Origin of the sequence: Bowmanella yangjiangensis (genome assembly GCF_017255015.1) — a bacterium.
Classification (GTDB): domain Bacteria; phylum Pseudomonadota; class Gammaproteobacteria; order Enterobacterales; family Alteromonadaceae; genus Bowmanella; species Bowmanella yangjiangensis.
Window position 1 is genome coordinate 191784 of record NZ_JAFKCS010000007.1, and the last position, 14027, is coordinate 205810.

At 50.3% G+C, this 14027-nt stretch carries 12 protein-coding genes and 1 tRNA gene; 1 reads left to right on the forward strand and 12 read right to left on the reverse strand.

Annotation, left to right across the window (positions count from 1 at the left end):
- Window positions 1-28: 28 nt before the first annotated feature.
- The 9 genes from ybeY to J0A65_RS09905 all read right to left on the reverse strand — a co-directional run bounded on the left by ybeY (window position 29) and on the right by J0A65_RS09905 (window position 10029).
- Complete coding sequence (gene ybeY, locus J0A65_RS09865) at window positions 29-490, reverse strand: rRNA maturation RNase YbeY (RefSeq protein ID WP_206594003.1); 462 nt, start codon at window positions 488-490, stop codon at window positions 29-31.
- On the reverse strand, window positions 487-1539 hold the full coding sequence (locus J0A65_RS09870) for a PhoH family protein (protein WP_206594004.1): 1053 nt from the start codon (window positions 1537-1539) through the stop codon (window positions 487-489). Before J0A65_RS09870 ends, ybeY begins: the two co-directional genes overlap by 4 nt.
- 14 nt (window positions 1540-1553) lie before the next feature.
- Entirely contained in the window at window positions 1554-2993 is a 1440-nt protein-coding gene (miaB, locus tag J0A65_RS09875; protein WP_206594005.1) for a tRNA (N6-isopentenyl adenosine(37)-C2)-methylthiotransferase MiaB, read from the reverse strand.
- 116 nt (window positions 2994-3109) lie between these two features.
- Window positions 3110-3961, reverse strand: a complete 852-nt coding sequence (locus J0A65_RS09880) for a DMT family transporter (RefSeq protein ID WP_206594006.1) — start codon at window positions 3959-3961, stop codon at window positions 3110-3112.
- 96 nt (window positions 3962-4057) lie between these two features.
- The gene (locus J0A65_RS09885) at window positions 4058-5650 is read right to left on the reverse strand and encodes a long-chain fatty acid--CoA ligase (protein WP_206594007.1); all 1593 of its coding nucleotides are present in this window, start codon (window positions 5648-5650) and stop codon (window positions 4058-4060) included.
- 35 nt (window positions 5651-5685) lie between these two features.
- A complete protein-coding gene (locus J0A65_RS09890) occupies window positions 5686-7935 on the reverse strand; it encodes a TonB-dependent receptor (RefSeq protein WP_206594008.1) in 2250 nt (749 codons plus the stop codon).
- A 13-nt stretch (window positions 7936-7948) separates the two neighbouring features.
- The gene (locus J0A65_RS09895) at window positions 7949-8782 is read right to left on the reverse strand and encodes an alpha/beta fold hydrolase (protein WP_206594009.1); all 834 of its coding nucleotides are present in this window, start codon (window positions 8780-8782) and stop codon (window positions 7949-7951) included.
- Between the two features lie 128 nt (window positions 8783-8910).
- Complete coding sequence (locus J0A65_RS09900) at window positions 8911-9576, reverse strand: TetR/AcrR family transcriptional regulator (protein WP_206594010.1); 666 nt, start codon at window positions 9574-9576, stop codon at window positions 8911-8913.
- Window positions 9577-9738: 162 nt separating this feature from the next.
- A complete protein-coding gene (locus J0A65_RS09905; RefSeq protein WP_206594011.1) occupies window positions 9739-10029 on the reverse strand; it encodes a hypothetical protein in 291 nt (96 codons plus the stop codon).
- 206 nt (window positions 10030-10235) lie between these two features.
- Here J0A65_RS09905 and J0A65_RS09910 point away from each other — a divergent pair, with 206 nt between their 5' ends.
- Complete coding sequence (locus J0A65_RS09910) at window positions 10236-11396, forward strand: FAD-dependent monooxygenase (RefSeq protein WP_206594025.1); 1161 nt, start codon at window positions 10236-10238, stop codon at window positions 11394-11396.
- 12 nt (window positions 11397-11408) lie between these two features.
- On the opposite strand, the gene J0A65_RS09915 is transcribed toward J0A65_RS09910, so the two are convergent.
- The 3 genes from J0A65_RS09915 to J0A65_RS09925 form a co-directional block, all read right to left on the reverse strand.
- A complete protein-coding gene (locus tag J0A65_RS09915; protein WP_206594012.1) occupies window positions 11409-12032 on the reverse strand; it encodes a DUF3667 domain-containing protein in 624 nt (207 codons plus the stop codon).
- Between the two features lie 298 nt (window positions 12033-12330).
- On the reverse strand, window positions 12331-13731 hold the full coding sequence (locus J0A65_RS09920) for an alanine/glycine:cation symporter family protein (protein ID WP_206594013.1): 1401 nt from the start codon (window positions 13729-13731) through the stop codon (window positions 12331-12333).
- A 130-nt stretch (window positions 13732-13861) separates the two neighbouring features.
- Window positions 13862-13936 (reverse strand) — tRNA-Gln (locus J0A65_RS09925).
- Window positions 13937-14027 lie beyond the last annotated feature (91 nt).

A 14027-nucleotide genomic window follows, 5' to 3' on the forward strand; every position in this document is an offset into this window, starting at 1 on the left:
TCCAATCTTGTATCTCAATGAGGGGGTATCATTCCCGATCCAGGTAAGGATCGTCAATGGCTAATTTTGCCAGGATGCGGATTTCCAGGTTTTCCATCTCCTCGGCATCAATGTCGTCTATATGGTCAAAGCCCAGTAAATGCAAGGTGCCGTGCACGCACATATGTGCCCAGTGATGTAATAGCGGCTTATGTTGTTCCGCCGCTTCCCGTGCAACGACCTGGGCGCAAATCACTAAATCACCCAGTAAACTTAGTTCAATACCAGGCGGTGCTTCAAAGGGAAATGACAGTACGTTGGTCGCATAGTCTTTGCCACGGTACTGATGATTCAATTCGCGGCTTTCGTCTTCATCAACTATGCGCACGGTTATTTCGCCCTCTGCCAGTTGCACTTCCTGCAACACGGCATCAAGCCAACTTTGAATATCTTGCTCTGTGGGTAGCTGAGGCGCGCTGCTGGCTATCTGCAGGTCCAAAATGGCACTCATGGATTGTTTTCATCCTGCTTATTGCGCTCGGCGCGGCGGAGCTCTTCTTCGGCAAGTTTACGTTCTTCCTGTTCACGCTCATGTTCTTCATAGGCCAACACAATGCGGCTAACCACAGGGTGACGCACCACATCGGTGGCATCAAAGAAGTTAAACGAAATATCGTTGACGTCCTTGAGCACTTCAATGGCATGGCGCAGACCACTGCGAGCGCCGCGGGGCAGGTCTACCTGGGTGATATCACCCGTAATGACGGCCTTGGAATTAAAACCGATACGGGTCAGGAACATTTTCATCTGCTCAACCGTAGTATTCTGGCTTTCATCCAGAATGATAAAGGAATCATTCAGGGTACGGCCGCGCATATAGGCAAGTGGAGCGACTTCAATAACATTGCGCTCCAGCAGCTTTTCAACCTTCTCAAAGCCAAGCATTTCGAACAGCGCGTCGTAGAGCGGGCGCAAATAAGGGTCGACTTTCTGTGACAGGTCGCCGGGTAAAAACCCCAGCTTCTCACCGGCTTCCACAGCCGGACGAGTCAACAGAATACGGCGGATTTCCTGACGCTCCAGGGCATCCACTGCGCTGGCAACTGCCAGATAGGTTTTACCTGTACCGGCCGGACCAATGCCGAAGCTGATGTCGTGATTAACAATGTTCTGCACATATTGCGACTGGTGCGGATTACGCGGCTTAATCACGCCTCGTTTGGTTTTAATATGCACTTCTTTGCCGTATTTGCCTGCTTCGGCCTGCTCAATGCATTTGGCTTCCTGAATGGCCAGGTGCACCTTCTCTGCATCCAGTTCCGGAATAGTCCCTTTAACTGGCTGCGTTTCGATATACAACAGTTTCAGTAGCTCCGAGGTGGCCATGGTTTGTTGGGCCTTACCCATTACCTTGAACAGGTTGTCACGGTAACTGATTTCCACCCCAAGGCGGCGCTCAATCTGTTTGATATTGTCATCAAAGGGACCACAAAGGCTAGAAAGCCGTTTGTGGTCATTAGGTTCCAGTACAAGTTCGTTACTGACCAGTTGATTGGGCAAAGATCCTCTCCTGCTTATTGCATACTGATAGGAATGTACTGACCAACACCCAGGGTGTCTGGTTGGTTGGCCTGCTTCTGAATAATACTTTGGGGATTGACACTGACACGCAGCCCCATATCAGCTTCCCGTCTTATTACTTCACCGCGCAGTGAGTTGGCAAACACATCGACGATCTTCACATCGACAAATTCACCAATCATGTCATCGCTGCCGACAAAGTTAACCACCCGGTTATTTTCGGTACGACCGCACAACTCGCCGGCATCTTTTCTGGATGGACCTTCCACCAGTATGCGCTGTTCGGTACCTACCATCTTACGGGCAATATCCATGGCCTGCTGGTTGATACGCTGTTGAAGCAGGTATAAGCGCTGTTTCTTGGTTTCTTCGCTGACATCATCCGGCAAATCTGCGGCCGGTGTGCCTGGACGAGCGCTGTATATAAAGCTGAAGCTCAGGTCATAGCCAATGGTCTGGATAAGATCCATGGTGGCCTGGAAGTCCTCGTCGCTTTCACCTGGAAAACCAATGATGAAATCTGACGACATACTCAGGTCTGGGCGAATTTTCTTCAGGCGACGAATTTTGGATTTGTATTCGATGGCAGTATGACCACGTTTCATCATGGTCAGAATACGATCAGAACCACTTTGTACCGGCAGATGTAAATGATCCACCAGTTCAGGAATGTTGGCATAGGCTTCGATAATGTCGTCGGTAAATTCTACCGGATGCGAGGTGGTGTAGCGGATACGGTCAATGCCATCAATGGCCGCGACTAAATGAAGCAGTTCGGCGAAGGTGCAGATGCTGCCGTCATGATTGACACCACGAAAGGCGTTGACGTTCTGGCCTAACAGGTTTACTTCACGTACCCCTTGTTCAGCAAGCTGGGCGATTTCATAGATAACATCGTCCGCTGGGCGGCTGACTTCTTCACCACGGGTATAAGGTACCACACAGAAGCTGCAATATTTGGAGCAGCCTTCCATGATAGACACAAAGGCACTGGGGCCTTCTGCGCGTGGCTCGGGTAGACGGTCAAACTTCTCGATTTCCGGGAAACTGATATCCACCACCGGCGATTGTGTGCCTTTGACCTGATTAATCATTTCAGGCAGACGGTGCAGGGTTTGTGGGCCGAACACGATATCCACATAAGGTGCCCGATCACGGATATGCTCACCTTCCTGCGATGCCACACAGCCACCCACACCAATAATCAGGTCGGGATTTTTCTTTTTCAGGGTTTTCCAACGGCCCAATTGGTGAAAGACCTTTTCCTGGGCCTTTTCGCGAATCGAGCAGGTGTTGAGCAGGATAACATCGGCCTCTTCGGGATTTTCAGTGGCCTGATATCCATGTGTTGAATCCAGCAGGTCAGCCATTTTCTCCGAGTCGTACTCGTTCATCTGGCAACCCCAGGTTTTGATGAATAATTTCTTGCTCATACTGCTTTAAGTAAAACCCTAATAAGTAAAAAAGAAAGGCCAGGTGCCTTCCTTTAAAAATTTGGTACGTGATTAACCGCGTATTTTACCGCCACTGGCGCCAGGTTGCCAGCTAATCACCATAACCATCTTTGACGAATAGTCAGATTGGCCGCCCAGATGATCAACAAGGTGCCTGCCAGTAAGCCTGCAGAGACAGGTTCCTGCCAGAACCAATAGCCCAGAAACGCGGCAAACAGCACGCTGCTGTATGTCAGCAGGCCAATGCGCACAGGCGAGGCCAGTTGAAAGGCTTTGGTCATCAGTAATTGGCCTATGGCGGCCATCAAGCCCATTAGCAGTAGCCAGGGCCAGGCCGCATTCGGCATAGGTTGCCAGTTGGCCAGCAAGGGGAAGAATGATACCAGTGTAGCCAGGCCGGTAAAGTAGAACACGATGCGTCCAGATGGCTCTGAATCGCTGAGTTTGCGGATGGTACATTTGGTAAAGGCGACAAAGGTTGCACAACAGAGTGCCAGCAGGACAAAGATATTCCAGCCGCCAGATTCTGGACGCAGAACAAAAGCGCAGCCGATAAAACCCAGGCCAATGGCCATCAGGCTTTTCTGACTGATGCGTTCTTTAAGCCAGAAATACGCAATAATCGGCACGATAAAGGGGGCCACAAGAAGGGCCATCATGGCTTGAGCCAGGGGAAGGTTGGCTAGCACATAGAAGAAGCAATACATGCCCAGCAGGCCGGATGTGGAACGCAGCAGATGTAAGCCAAAATGCTCGGTCTTAAGTCCCTGTGGGCCTACTTTACATAGCCAGGGCAGTAAAAACACCAGGGCAAACAGATTGCGGAAGAAAACCAATTGGGATTGATTCAGGCTGTCACTTAAGTGTTTTACCAGCGCGCCAACGCCAGCAAACAGGGCTTCTGCCAAAATCAGGCTCAGGGCGCCGAGCAACATGGGAGAGCGCATAACCATCCTGATAAAAATAAACGCGCGCCATTCTAACAGAGGCGCGCGTGGATGTTATGCGGGGTGCAGAAAAACCTGGTCTTTAGTTAAATATTGTCAGTCGCTTTCTGTATACAGGCTACGTAGCTTCTTCTTGTCTATTTTGCCTGTTGCAGTTAAGGGCAGTGCATCGACAAAGCGCACCTCATCAGGCTTCCACCATTTAGCCACTTTGCCTTCAAACCATTCGAGCAAGGCATGCTCGTCTGCCGCGTCTTTGTCTTTGGCAACCGCTAACAACAAGGGACGCTCATCCCATTGAGGATGGGGCATGGCTATCACTGCTGCTGTAGCGACATTCGGATGACGACAGGCAATTTCTTCCAGCGCCAGTGAACTTATCCATTCACCGCCGGATTTGATCAGATCCTTGGCTCTGTCGGTGATATGCATGTAGCCGTCTGGGTATAAACGTGCCACATCGCCTGTGCTAAACCAGCCGTCGGCCTTAAAGGCATCGGTGTTGGGCTTGCCAATGTAGCCGTTGACAATCCAAGGGCCGCGGATCTGTAAGTCGCCGCTTTGCTCACCATCATTGGCCAGTACCTGGCCATTGTCGTCAACAATTCTCAGTTCTACACCAAATACGGCTTGCCCGGGGCAAAGTCGGTGTTCGCCTTGGCCTGCGCGGTTTACCGTGCCGATGGGGGAGGTCTCGGTCATGCCCCATGCCGGTCTTACTTCACAACCTAAGGCTTCAAGCCCGGCACGCAAGCCTTCGGTGCAGGCGGCCCCCCCAACAATGACGCGTATACCGCCTGTTACTGGTGTTTGCTGGTGATTGACCCAGGCCTGTAACACAGTGGGGACACCGGCAGCCAGGGTGACCTGCTCCTGTTCAATGAGCCTGGACAGCATGGCGCCATCGCCCATAAACCGGCCGGGTAGTACCAGTTTGGCGCCTACCATGGCGCAGGCGTAAGGCAGACCCCAGGCGTTAACATGGAACATTGGCACAACCACCAAGGCGCTGTCCGTTGCCGATAAACCGGCAGAATCAGGCAGAGCGATGGCTAAGCTGTGTAAAACCGTGGAGCGATGGCTATACAACACGCCTTTGGGATCACCGGTAGTACCCGAGGTATAGCAGCAACCACAAGGGGTATTTTCATCCAAAACAGGCCATTCGAATACTTGTGACTGGCCTGCAATCAAGCTTTCATAATCATGCCAAGCTAAATGCTTGTGTGCCTGAAACCAGGCGGGATCCAGTTGCGTGGCATCGCCCAGCACTATAACGCCTTTAAGTTGACTCAGGTTACCCAGGAGTGGCAGTACGAGCGGCACAAACATGGGGTCGACAAATAACCAGCGGCACTTTGCATCCTGGAGAATGTAGGCCAGCTGTTCACTGAACAGCCGGGGGTTGACGGTATGGCAAATAGCCCCCAATCCGGGCACGGCAAAGTAAATCTCCATATGCCGCTGATCATTCCATGCCAGGGTTGACAGACAATCTCCGGGCTGGACCCCTAAACCTTGCAGAGCGTTGGCCAATTGGGCGACCCGCTCGGTCACGCTCTGATAACTGGCGTGATGGATTTCTCCATCAGCGCTAACACTGACAACTTGTTGCTCTGCATGTACACGACGCATATGCAGCAGTATATCACTGACATTTAAAGGCTTATTGGGGACCAGGTTCAGCATCGGGCTCTCCTTGTTTATACTTCTTTTATTATGGTTCAGAACTGGTATGTGGCGCGCAACGTCAGGGTCCGCGGATCTCCATAGTACCCAGTTACTATGGGAAAGCCACTGTCAGTTAAATCGTAACCCGTGGTGCGATATTCCTTGTCGGTCAGGTTCTTAGCTTCCAGCGCCAGACGCCAGTTGCTGTTATCCAGGTTAAGCAAAAGGGTGGCATTTAACAGGCCAAAGGCCGGCTGTTTGAGCAGTGCACTTTGGTTAGTTACAGGTTGTACCTCGTCTCGCCACTGATAGTTGAGGCTGGCTGACAATTCACCCATATCCGTCCAATTCCAACGTTTTTGCAGATTAAGGCTAAACGCCAGTTCAGGGACGTCGGTAAATTCTTTTTGCTTGGCCAGGTTTATTCCGCCACTTAAATATTCCTGATAACTGGCATCCAGATAGGCAGCGTTACCCCATACACGCCAGCCTTTTGCTGGGGTCCAAAGGTATTCAAACTCAATGCCGCGGATACGGCCTTTACCGGCGTTAGTGAAATCACCAAAAAAGCCATCATTGTTGCCGTCATTATCACTGTCGACGCCGGTAAATATGCTCAGTTGGATGTCTTTGTACTGGCTATGGAATAGCGCGAGACTGAGCTGAAGTTGATTGAACAAGGTAGGTTTTATGCCCAGCTCGTAGGTAAGTACGCTTTCTGGATCGTATGCCTCGGCTGAATCAGGGACTTGCAAGGTATTGGCTCGTACATTAAAGCCGCCACTTTTAAAGCCTTTGGCCACCGAGCCGTATATCAGTAAGTCGGCATTAGGTTGGTAGTCCAGTGCCAGGCGCGGAGAAAAATCTGTCCAACTTTCTTTATTGGTAAAGTCTGCGCTGACCAAACCGTTTGGCTGAGTAAAGTTATCATCGCTGAACCCCTGATTCAGTACTTGTGCTTCTTTACTTTCCCGCCCCGCTCGTAGTCCCATGCTCAGTCGCCAACGCTCACTGAATTGCCAACTGGCATCACCGTATAAAGCCACTGTGCGCGTGTCCACTTGCCCACCACTTACGCCATATTGATAGTAAATAGGACCGGGAATTAATGTTGGTGGGGCTAATCCCAGTGCCGCAAACGGCAGCGCAAAACGATTGCGTATTTGTCCGCCGGCTTCGGCTTCCATCAGATACAAGCCGAATACCGCCTGCCATTCATCACCACTGTAGTTAAATTGCAGCTCCTGGCTTAGTTGGCGGTCAAAGTAGTCTGCATCAACATCAGCGATGGGGTAGGGACCGGTATCAAAGTCTATGGCACCCTGGGTATCGCCATCACGCCAGGCTGTCACCGCTTTCATACTCCAGCTGTTGTCGATGTCCCAGGCCAGTGTTAGCGAAGCGCCCTGGCTATTGGTGATATTTTTATCCAGAGTCATACCGTTATCTACATCATAACGGTCGGTGCTGACCGGTAAAGGAGGTTGGCCTTCAAAGTAAAGTTCAAAGCCATTTTCCAGCATGCGCCTGGCCCCACGCACATTGGCATTATCGCGGGTTTTATCCAGTGCAAGTGTCACAGTGGTGTCATCCCCCGCCAGCCACAGCAAGCTGGCCCTGGCAGTTAAGATGTCTTTATTACTGACGTCTTTGCCGGTCAGGCGATTCTCGCCAAAGCCGTCGCGATTAAATGACCCAACTGCGATACTGCCCAGTAGTGTGTCCGGCACTAAGCTCCCGGAAGCCGCGAATTTGCCATCTATCTGTCCATAACTTCCCATCGCCACGTCGGCTTTAAGGCTCAAGCTGTCTTGCGGTTGACGGGTGATATATTTGACTGCACCGCCTACTGTATTACGCCCATATAAGGTGCCTTGGGGGCCGCGCAATACTTCCACGCGTTCCACATCAAGCAGATCCAACAGTGCGCCCTGAGGCCTTGCTAAGTAAACATCGTCGAGATAGATGCCAACGCCAGGCTCAACTCCCCACAGGGGATCGGACTGTCCAACCCCGCGTATATAGACGGTGGCGGTTGAGCTGGTACCCCGTGCTGCATAAATACTCAGAGATGGCACCTGACTTTGCAGATCCACCAGATTATTGATGGCATTGCGTTCTATGGTGGTTTTATCCAGAGCAGAAACCGCCAGCGGAATATCCTGCATGGTTTCGCTGCGTTTACGCGCAGTAACCTGGATCTTCTCTATGACGCTGTCCTGCTCTGTAGCGGGCTGCTCGGCTTGTGTGGGTAACGCGCACAATCCGGCTAGCAGGGTAACTGAGGTACGGAGCTTATGCATGATGTTCTCCAATTTATTGTTGTAGGGTTGGGCCGTCAGGACTTTGTGTTTGCTTCCCTGCTCGGCACTGACTGCCGATAAATTCTGTCAATACCTTATTCAGTGCTTGTGGTTGGTCTATTGGGGTGGCATGACGAGAGTTTTCTATTACGACTAATCTGGCATTGGGCATCAGCCTGATGTATTCAGCTTTGTGGCTGATGGGGGTGTAATCCTGATCGCTACTGATGACCAGGGTGGGTTGCGTAATTTGGGGCAACGAGGACTGAACTGAAAACTGGGATATCGCACGCAGGGCGAGCTGATAACTGGTTTTGTCCATTTTCGCCATACCAGATTCAAAACGCTCTCTAAGGGCTCGCTGGTTGGGCTGAGGAAATAACTTCCGGCCAATGACTCGTCCTAGCGAGCGCATGCCTAGCACGCTGATAATCAATTGTCTGAACATCAGCTGCCAACGTTTCTTGGCTGAATTGGCTAATGCTTGTGGACCGGAATTGATGATGACCAGAGATTGCACTGATTCTTTGGCTTGTAGCGCCAATTCAAAAGCAACCATCCCCCCCATGGAGAAGCCGACGACATGATAGGTTGGCAACTGAAGATGTTCCATTAAGGCTTGTGCATCTTCCGCCAGTTGACGCATAAGGTAAGCCTGCCTGACGGCAGCACTTTGTCCATGCCCACGCAAATCCAACGCGATAACCCGGTTGTTATTGCTCAGCGCGGCTATTTGGTCGAGCCAGTCTTCAGTGCATGATCCTAAGCCATGTAACAGCAGTACTGGCGCACCTTGTCCTACGTCCTGATAGTGCAGGCGAACATTGTCGTGATGAAAGTATTGCATACATCTCCATTAAGGAATCGGTAGTTCGGTTCCGAATTCAATTTATGGAATATTGATTCCGATTTCAAGTGAAAGTGTTAAGTAAATGGAAATAAATTGTTGGATTTTCAGCGTTGGGTTTTGTCGGGCTAGTTTTCTGTGTGGCTGGCTCTGCTCGTCACGCGTAAATAAGCCAGGATTATTTCGGCAAACTCCTGGATCATTTCTTCCTGACTAATCTGTGGCAGGTTACCTGTGACCGTATGTTGATTAAGTGCACCTATCAGAAAATGTATGCAGATTTGCATGGCCTTGGCGGGCTCAGGATGCTGAACTTCCTGAGTATGCAGCTTCAGCACCCCGACAACACGGCTAGCCAAATGCTCATTCAGTTGATGAACCCTATCCCGGAAGTCGGTATCCTTGGAGGCTCTTAATATAAGGGCCCTGAGAACACCTTGCCGACCTTTAGTTAATCCCACCAGACATTCGGATAACGCGAATATAAACTGATGCAAAGGTTTGTTTTGCCAATCTTCAGGGCGTGTAAGCCTGTCCATGGTTGCTATGGTTGACTGGAAAAAGCGCTGAATCAACAACTGGGACAAGGTGTCTTTGTCTTGTAAGACACGATAAAAGGTCCCCACCGACGAGCTGCCCTGTTCGGCAATTTGCGCCACACTGGCGTTTTCAAAGGCGTTCTTTGCCAGCAATTGTTCTCCGGCTGCGAGCATGCGCTCCAATGCATCACGACTGCGTTGCTGAGCAGGCTCGGGAACGGAAATAAACTGGGCAAAAGCAGGGCACTTCAACATAGCGGTTTTATAGGCTTTGCAATATTCAGGATAATAAATGGAATCTGCCTACCATTTAATCATGCATCGTCGTGTTAGCCAAGCGTTGGGCGAATAGAAGTGCGGGAATGAAGAATGCCGCTGAGCATTTAATACAACAATGTCAGCGGCCCAGGGAGAGAGTTAAAGTTGTTCTGGCTGTACCTTTTTACCACTGGTATCGCCGGCTTGAGGTGGATTGGCGGCAATTAGTTGCTCTGCTAACGCACCAATCAACTGATCTTGGATATCGTCTTCCAGTTTGTCTTCAATATCCTGCTTGGTTACCTGATATTGATACGCCATGTAGCTCATGCTGTTGTTCAACTTATAAGTGAACACATAACGAGGGAGGTCCTGATCCTGAGTCAGGGCGCCGTGGCTGCTAAGACTGACAAGCAAGCCGAGAGCGGCAATTAAGGCTATACGATTCATGGTTGTCTCCGGTGGTAGCAGAAGGTGCTTGATATATATGTAGCTGCAGAGAGGCAAAAAGTTGTTTTGCGGATGTAAGAAAGTTTGTCAGTTCGGGCATTTAGCCTTGAGTTGTTACAAGTCAAAGAAAAACCGCTGGTGGTCGACGAAATCACGCGCCCTGTCGTGCTATGCTTGCCGACAAATGGAGCCAAGTGTCTGAGAGTATGCAGAAATACGATGTTGTTGTGGTTGGTGGCAATATGGTTGGCGCAAGTGTTGCGCTAGGATTGGCTCACCAAGGGTATCGGGTTGCAATAATTGAGCCTGCGATGCCAACGCCTTTTGATCCAGAGCAGGCCCCCGACATAAGAGTTTCTGCTATTAGCCTGGCGTCAGAACAACTGTTGGATAGATTGGGCGCTTGGTCCTTTATCAAGGCGATGCGGCATTGTTGTTATCGACGTTTATCTGTCTGGGAAGAACAAGGGCGTACAGATTTTTCCGCCAATGAACTGGACTGTGAGCACTTGGGACACATCATTGAAAACCGCATCGTGCAGTTGGGACTGCATCAAGCGCTGGCAGCGTATCCTGTAAGCTGGTTTAGTGCCGGATTAAAAGGACTCCAGCAAACCCATGAGATGACGGTGGCTGAACTTGATGATGGCACCAAACTGCAGGCCGAGTTGATCATCGGCGCTGATGGTGCTGCCTCTCGGGTTCGGCAATTATCGGGTATTGCGACCCATGGTTGGCAGTATGCCCAGCAAGCTCTGGCGATATCCATCAAAACCGAACAAGCTACGCAAGATATTACCTGGCAGCGTTTTCGGCCCAGCGGTCCATTGGCTTTTCTACCTCTTTACGATGGATACGCATCGTTGGTCTGGTACGACAGTGCTGAGCAAGTAAAGCGCTTGAAGTCTTTGACCTTTAATGAATTGAAAATAGAGATTCAATCCAACTTTCCTGAGCAGTTGGTTGATTTTGATATTCTGGAAACGGCCAGTTTCCCCCTGACACGCATGCATGCCAATAGTTACGTTCAGGGCAGGGTGGTGTTATTAGGCGATGCAGCCCATACCATTAATCCGCTGGCGGGACAGGGCGTTAACTTGGGTTTTAAAGACGTTGCCTGTCTGTTGGACCGGCTTGCAGACAATACCTGGCGCATGGATAAAAGTAAGTTGGATAAACTGCTTAAGCAATATCAGGGCAAGCGCTACAAAGATAACCTGTTGATGATGTCGACCATGGATGTGCTGTATGCCACCTTCAGTAATGATCTTGCGCCAGTAAAGGCTTTACGTAATTTGGGCCTGAGTGTAGCGCAACGAGCGGGGCTCTTAAAGAAACAGGTTACTCGCTACGCCATGGGACTTTAAATTCTAGAACTGCTATTTATCCATCAAAATAGCCCAGACACCTCCAATAAGCCCTGTCGCAATGATGAGCAGGGCAAAGGCGATGATCACCGAAACAACACTTTTAAACCAATCCCAGGCTTTTTTGGGGCCAGGTTGGATGAGTGTCAAAACTGACGAATACACCACAAGATAAATCACCGCCGTAAAGGGCATGCTTTGGGCATGAATACCCAATAACAAACACGTCAGTGACAACAAGCTAAGATGGCCGGAGAGGTACAGGAACAGCACTAAATACTCTATGGTGGAGTAAACAGACTTTGGAAAAAATAGCCTGGCCATCCAGGCATGTAGGAGGGCGGTGAATAATCCCAGGTAGACGACGCCATTGTGAATAAGCATCTGCAGCTTTCCGAAAGCCTTGTCCTGGTTTACCTGGCTCAGAGGCGTGCTGGGATCGGACAGATTGACATCCATCATGGTGGCAACGAACAATGAGGCGGTCATTATCCAGAACGCATAATGCAGAGGGTTGAAGTAACGAACGCGCTTACCTTCGATGTAATCTCTGCAGGTTTGTACTGGCGCCAGAGTTAAACATTTCATGGTATGAAAGAAAGGTGCATTCAGGTTAATTACCCCTTGTTTAAGCATCTCCCAGACAGAGAGGAAATTAAGTCGCTGAGCTTTCTTTTGTCCGCAGTGTGAACAATAAGTGTGGTCTTGAGGTTGGCCGCAATTCAGGCAGGATGTGCTGTTAAAGTCCATGAATTAAGATGTTGAAATACTTAAAGAACTCAGACTTTATCTATATGCCTCTGGCTGGTCAATGTGTATGTTTTTTTTACGGGCAGTTGATACGCAAACAGTTTTCCGATTCTGCCAATTTGGCTTGATAAGGATTACCTGAAGGTTGTTAGACAAGAGATAAAGGCGGCACAAGCCGCCAAGTTTAGCTATCTCGCCATTGCTCGGTACTGCCCTGAATTTCGCAGTTGCCGTTTCGATATTCAGGTGTCTGACCGGCTTTGCGCTGTGCCAGGTAGTCACGGCTGACATTAACGATAGTCGGGGTAAGCCACACTATGGCAATGATGTTAATAACCGTCATCAGGCCCAGCGCCATATCCGCCATGGCCCATACCTGAGGTAGGGAGGCCATGGAGCCCCATAAAATCATGGCCAGGTAACCCGCCGTATAAACACTACGTCCGGCGCGATTATCCAGTTTGAACATATGCAGGTTACTTTCGCCATACGCATAGTTGGCCACCACAGAAGTGAAGGCAAACAGACTGATAGCTGCAGCGACAAAGTCATTACCACCACCACCTAAATGAAAGGCCATCGCATCCTGGGTCAACCGAATACCTTCCATTTGCTCTCCTTGCGAGCCTCCGGCAAGCAAAATTATCATAGCCGTACAGGTACAGAGCACCATGGTATCCAGGAATACCCCCAGCATTTGCACATAACCTTGGCTGGCGGGATGATTCGGGTTTGGTGTAGCGCTGGCAGCGGCATGTGGCACGCTACCTGAGCCAGCCTCATTAGAATACAAGCCACGTTGAATACCATGTTTAAGGGCGGCACCAAAGGCACCCCCCGCAGCCTCCTGCAGACCAAAGGCAGAGGTGATAATGTTATACAGCATGGCTGGCACCTGCTCGATGTTCAGCAATGTAATACCGATAGCGACCAGGACGTAGCTGATACCCATAAATGGCACCATCCATTCAGAGAAGCGAGCAATTCCACGCAGTCCACCGATAACTATCACGCCGGCAAGCATGATAATCACTACACCGGCATGCAAGGTGGGAATACCATAGGCGTGATTTAAGGCATCGGTGATGGAGTTGGCCTGCACGGCACTGAAGATAAAACCATAGCCAAGGAACAAACACAGGGAGAAGGCGATAGCCAGCCAGCGTTTGTTCAGCCCCTGTTGGATGTAATAGGCTGGTCCGCCGCGGTACTCGCCGTTACCGTCTTTTACTTTATAGAGCTGACCTAAAAGGCTCTCAGCAAAGCCGGTTGCCATGCCTAAAAAGGCAATAACCCACATCCAAAATACCGCACCGGCTCCGCCTAGTGAGATAGCGACGGCTACCCCAGCCAAGTTACCTGTACCAACCCGGGCAGATAAACTGGTGCACAGTGCCTGAAAAGAACTAATACCGGCTTTGTCGTGCTGGCCGCTGCCTTTTAACAGGCTGAACATGTGGCGGAACTGGAAAATCTGTACGCCGCCAAGGCGGACACTGAACCAAATACCGGCAAGGATTAGCATGGCGATAAGTAGCCAGCCCCAAAGTACGCCGTTGACGGCGGAAACGATGTCGTGGATCACTGTTGCTCTTTATTCTTATTGGACTTCTGGACGCCTATACTGGCGTTATTGTGGTGTTCTGTCCAGCCGCAGAGGTGTGATAGGGCAGATAAAAAGCAAAAAGCCGGTCAGAGACCGGCTTTTCTTAATATGGCTGGGGTAGCTGGATTTGAACCAACGCATGGCGGGATCAAAACCCGCTGCCTTACCGCTTGGCGATACCCCAAAAGGGTCAAAACTATACCGAGAGAAATTGGCTGGGGTGGCTGGATTTGAACCAACGCATGGCGGGATCAAAACCCGCTGCCTTACCGCTT

Excerpts from the sequence above, each read along its gene's own strand:
- ybeY (WP_206594003.1), bottom strand. The coding sequence starts at position 490 with ATGAGTGCCATTTTGGACCTGCAGATAGCCAGCAGCGCGCCTCAGCTA.
- miaB (WP_206594005.1), bottom strand. The coding sequence starts at position 2,993 with ATGAGCAAGAAATTATTCATCAAAACCTGGGGTTGCCAGATGAACGAG.
- J0A65_RS09880 (WP_206594006.1), bottom strand. The coding sequence starts at position 3,961 with ATGCGCTCTCCCATGTTGCTCGGCGCCCTGAGCCTGATTTTGGCAGAA.
- J0A65_RS09885 (WP_206594007.1), bottom strand. The coding sequence starts at position 5,650 with ATGCTGAACCTGGTCCCCAATAAGCCTTTAAATGTCAGTGATATACTG.
- J0A65_RS09890 (WP_206594008.1), bottom strand. The coding sequence starts at position 7,935 with ATGCATAAGCTCCGTACCTCAGTTACCCTGCTAGCCGGATTGTGCGCG.
- J0A65_RS09895 (WP_206594009.1), bottom strand. The coding sequence starts at position 8,782 with ATGCAATACTTTCATCACGACAATGTTCGCCTGCACTATCAGGACGTA.
- J0A65_RS09900 (WP_206594010.1), bottom strand. The coding sequence starts at position 9,576 with ATGTTGAAGTGCCCTGCTTTTGCCCAGTTTATTTCCGTTCCCGAGCCT.
- J0A65_RS09905 (WP_206594011.1), bottom strand. The coding sequence starts at position 10,029 with ATGAATCGTATAGCCTTAATTGCCGCTCTCGGCTTGCTTGTCAGTCTT.
- J0A65_RS09910 (WP_206594025.1), top strand. The coding sequence starts at position 10,236 with ATGCAGAAATACGATGTTGTTGTGGTTGGTGGCAATATGGTTGGCGCA.
- J0A65_RS09915 (WP_206594012.1), bottom strand. The coding sequence starts at position 12,032 with ATGCTTAAACAAGGGGTAATTAACCTGAATGCACCTTTCTTTCATACC.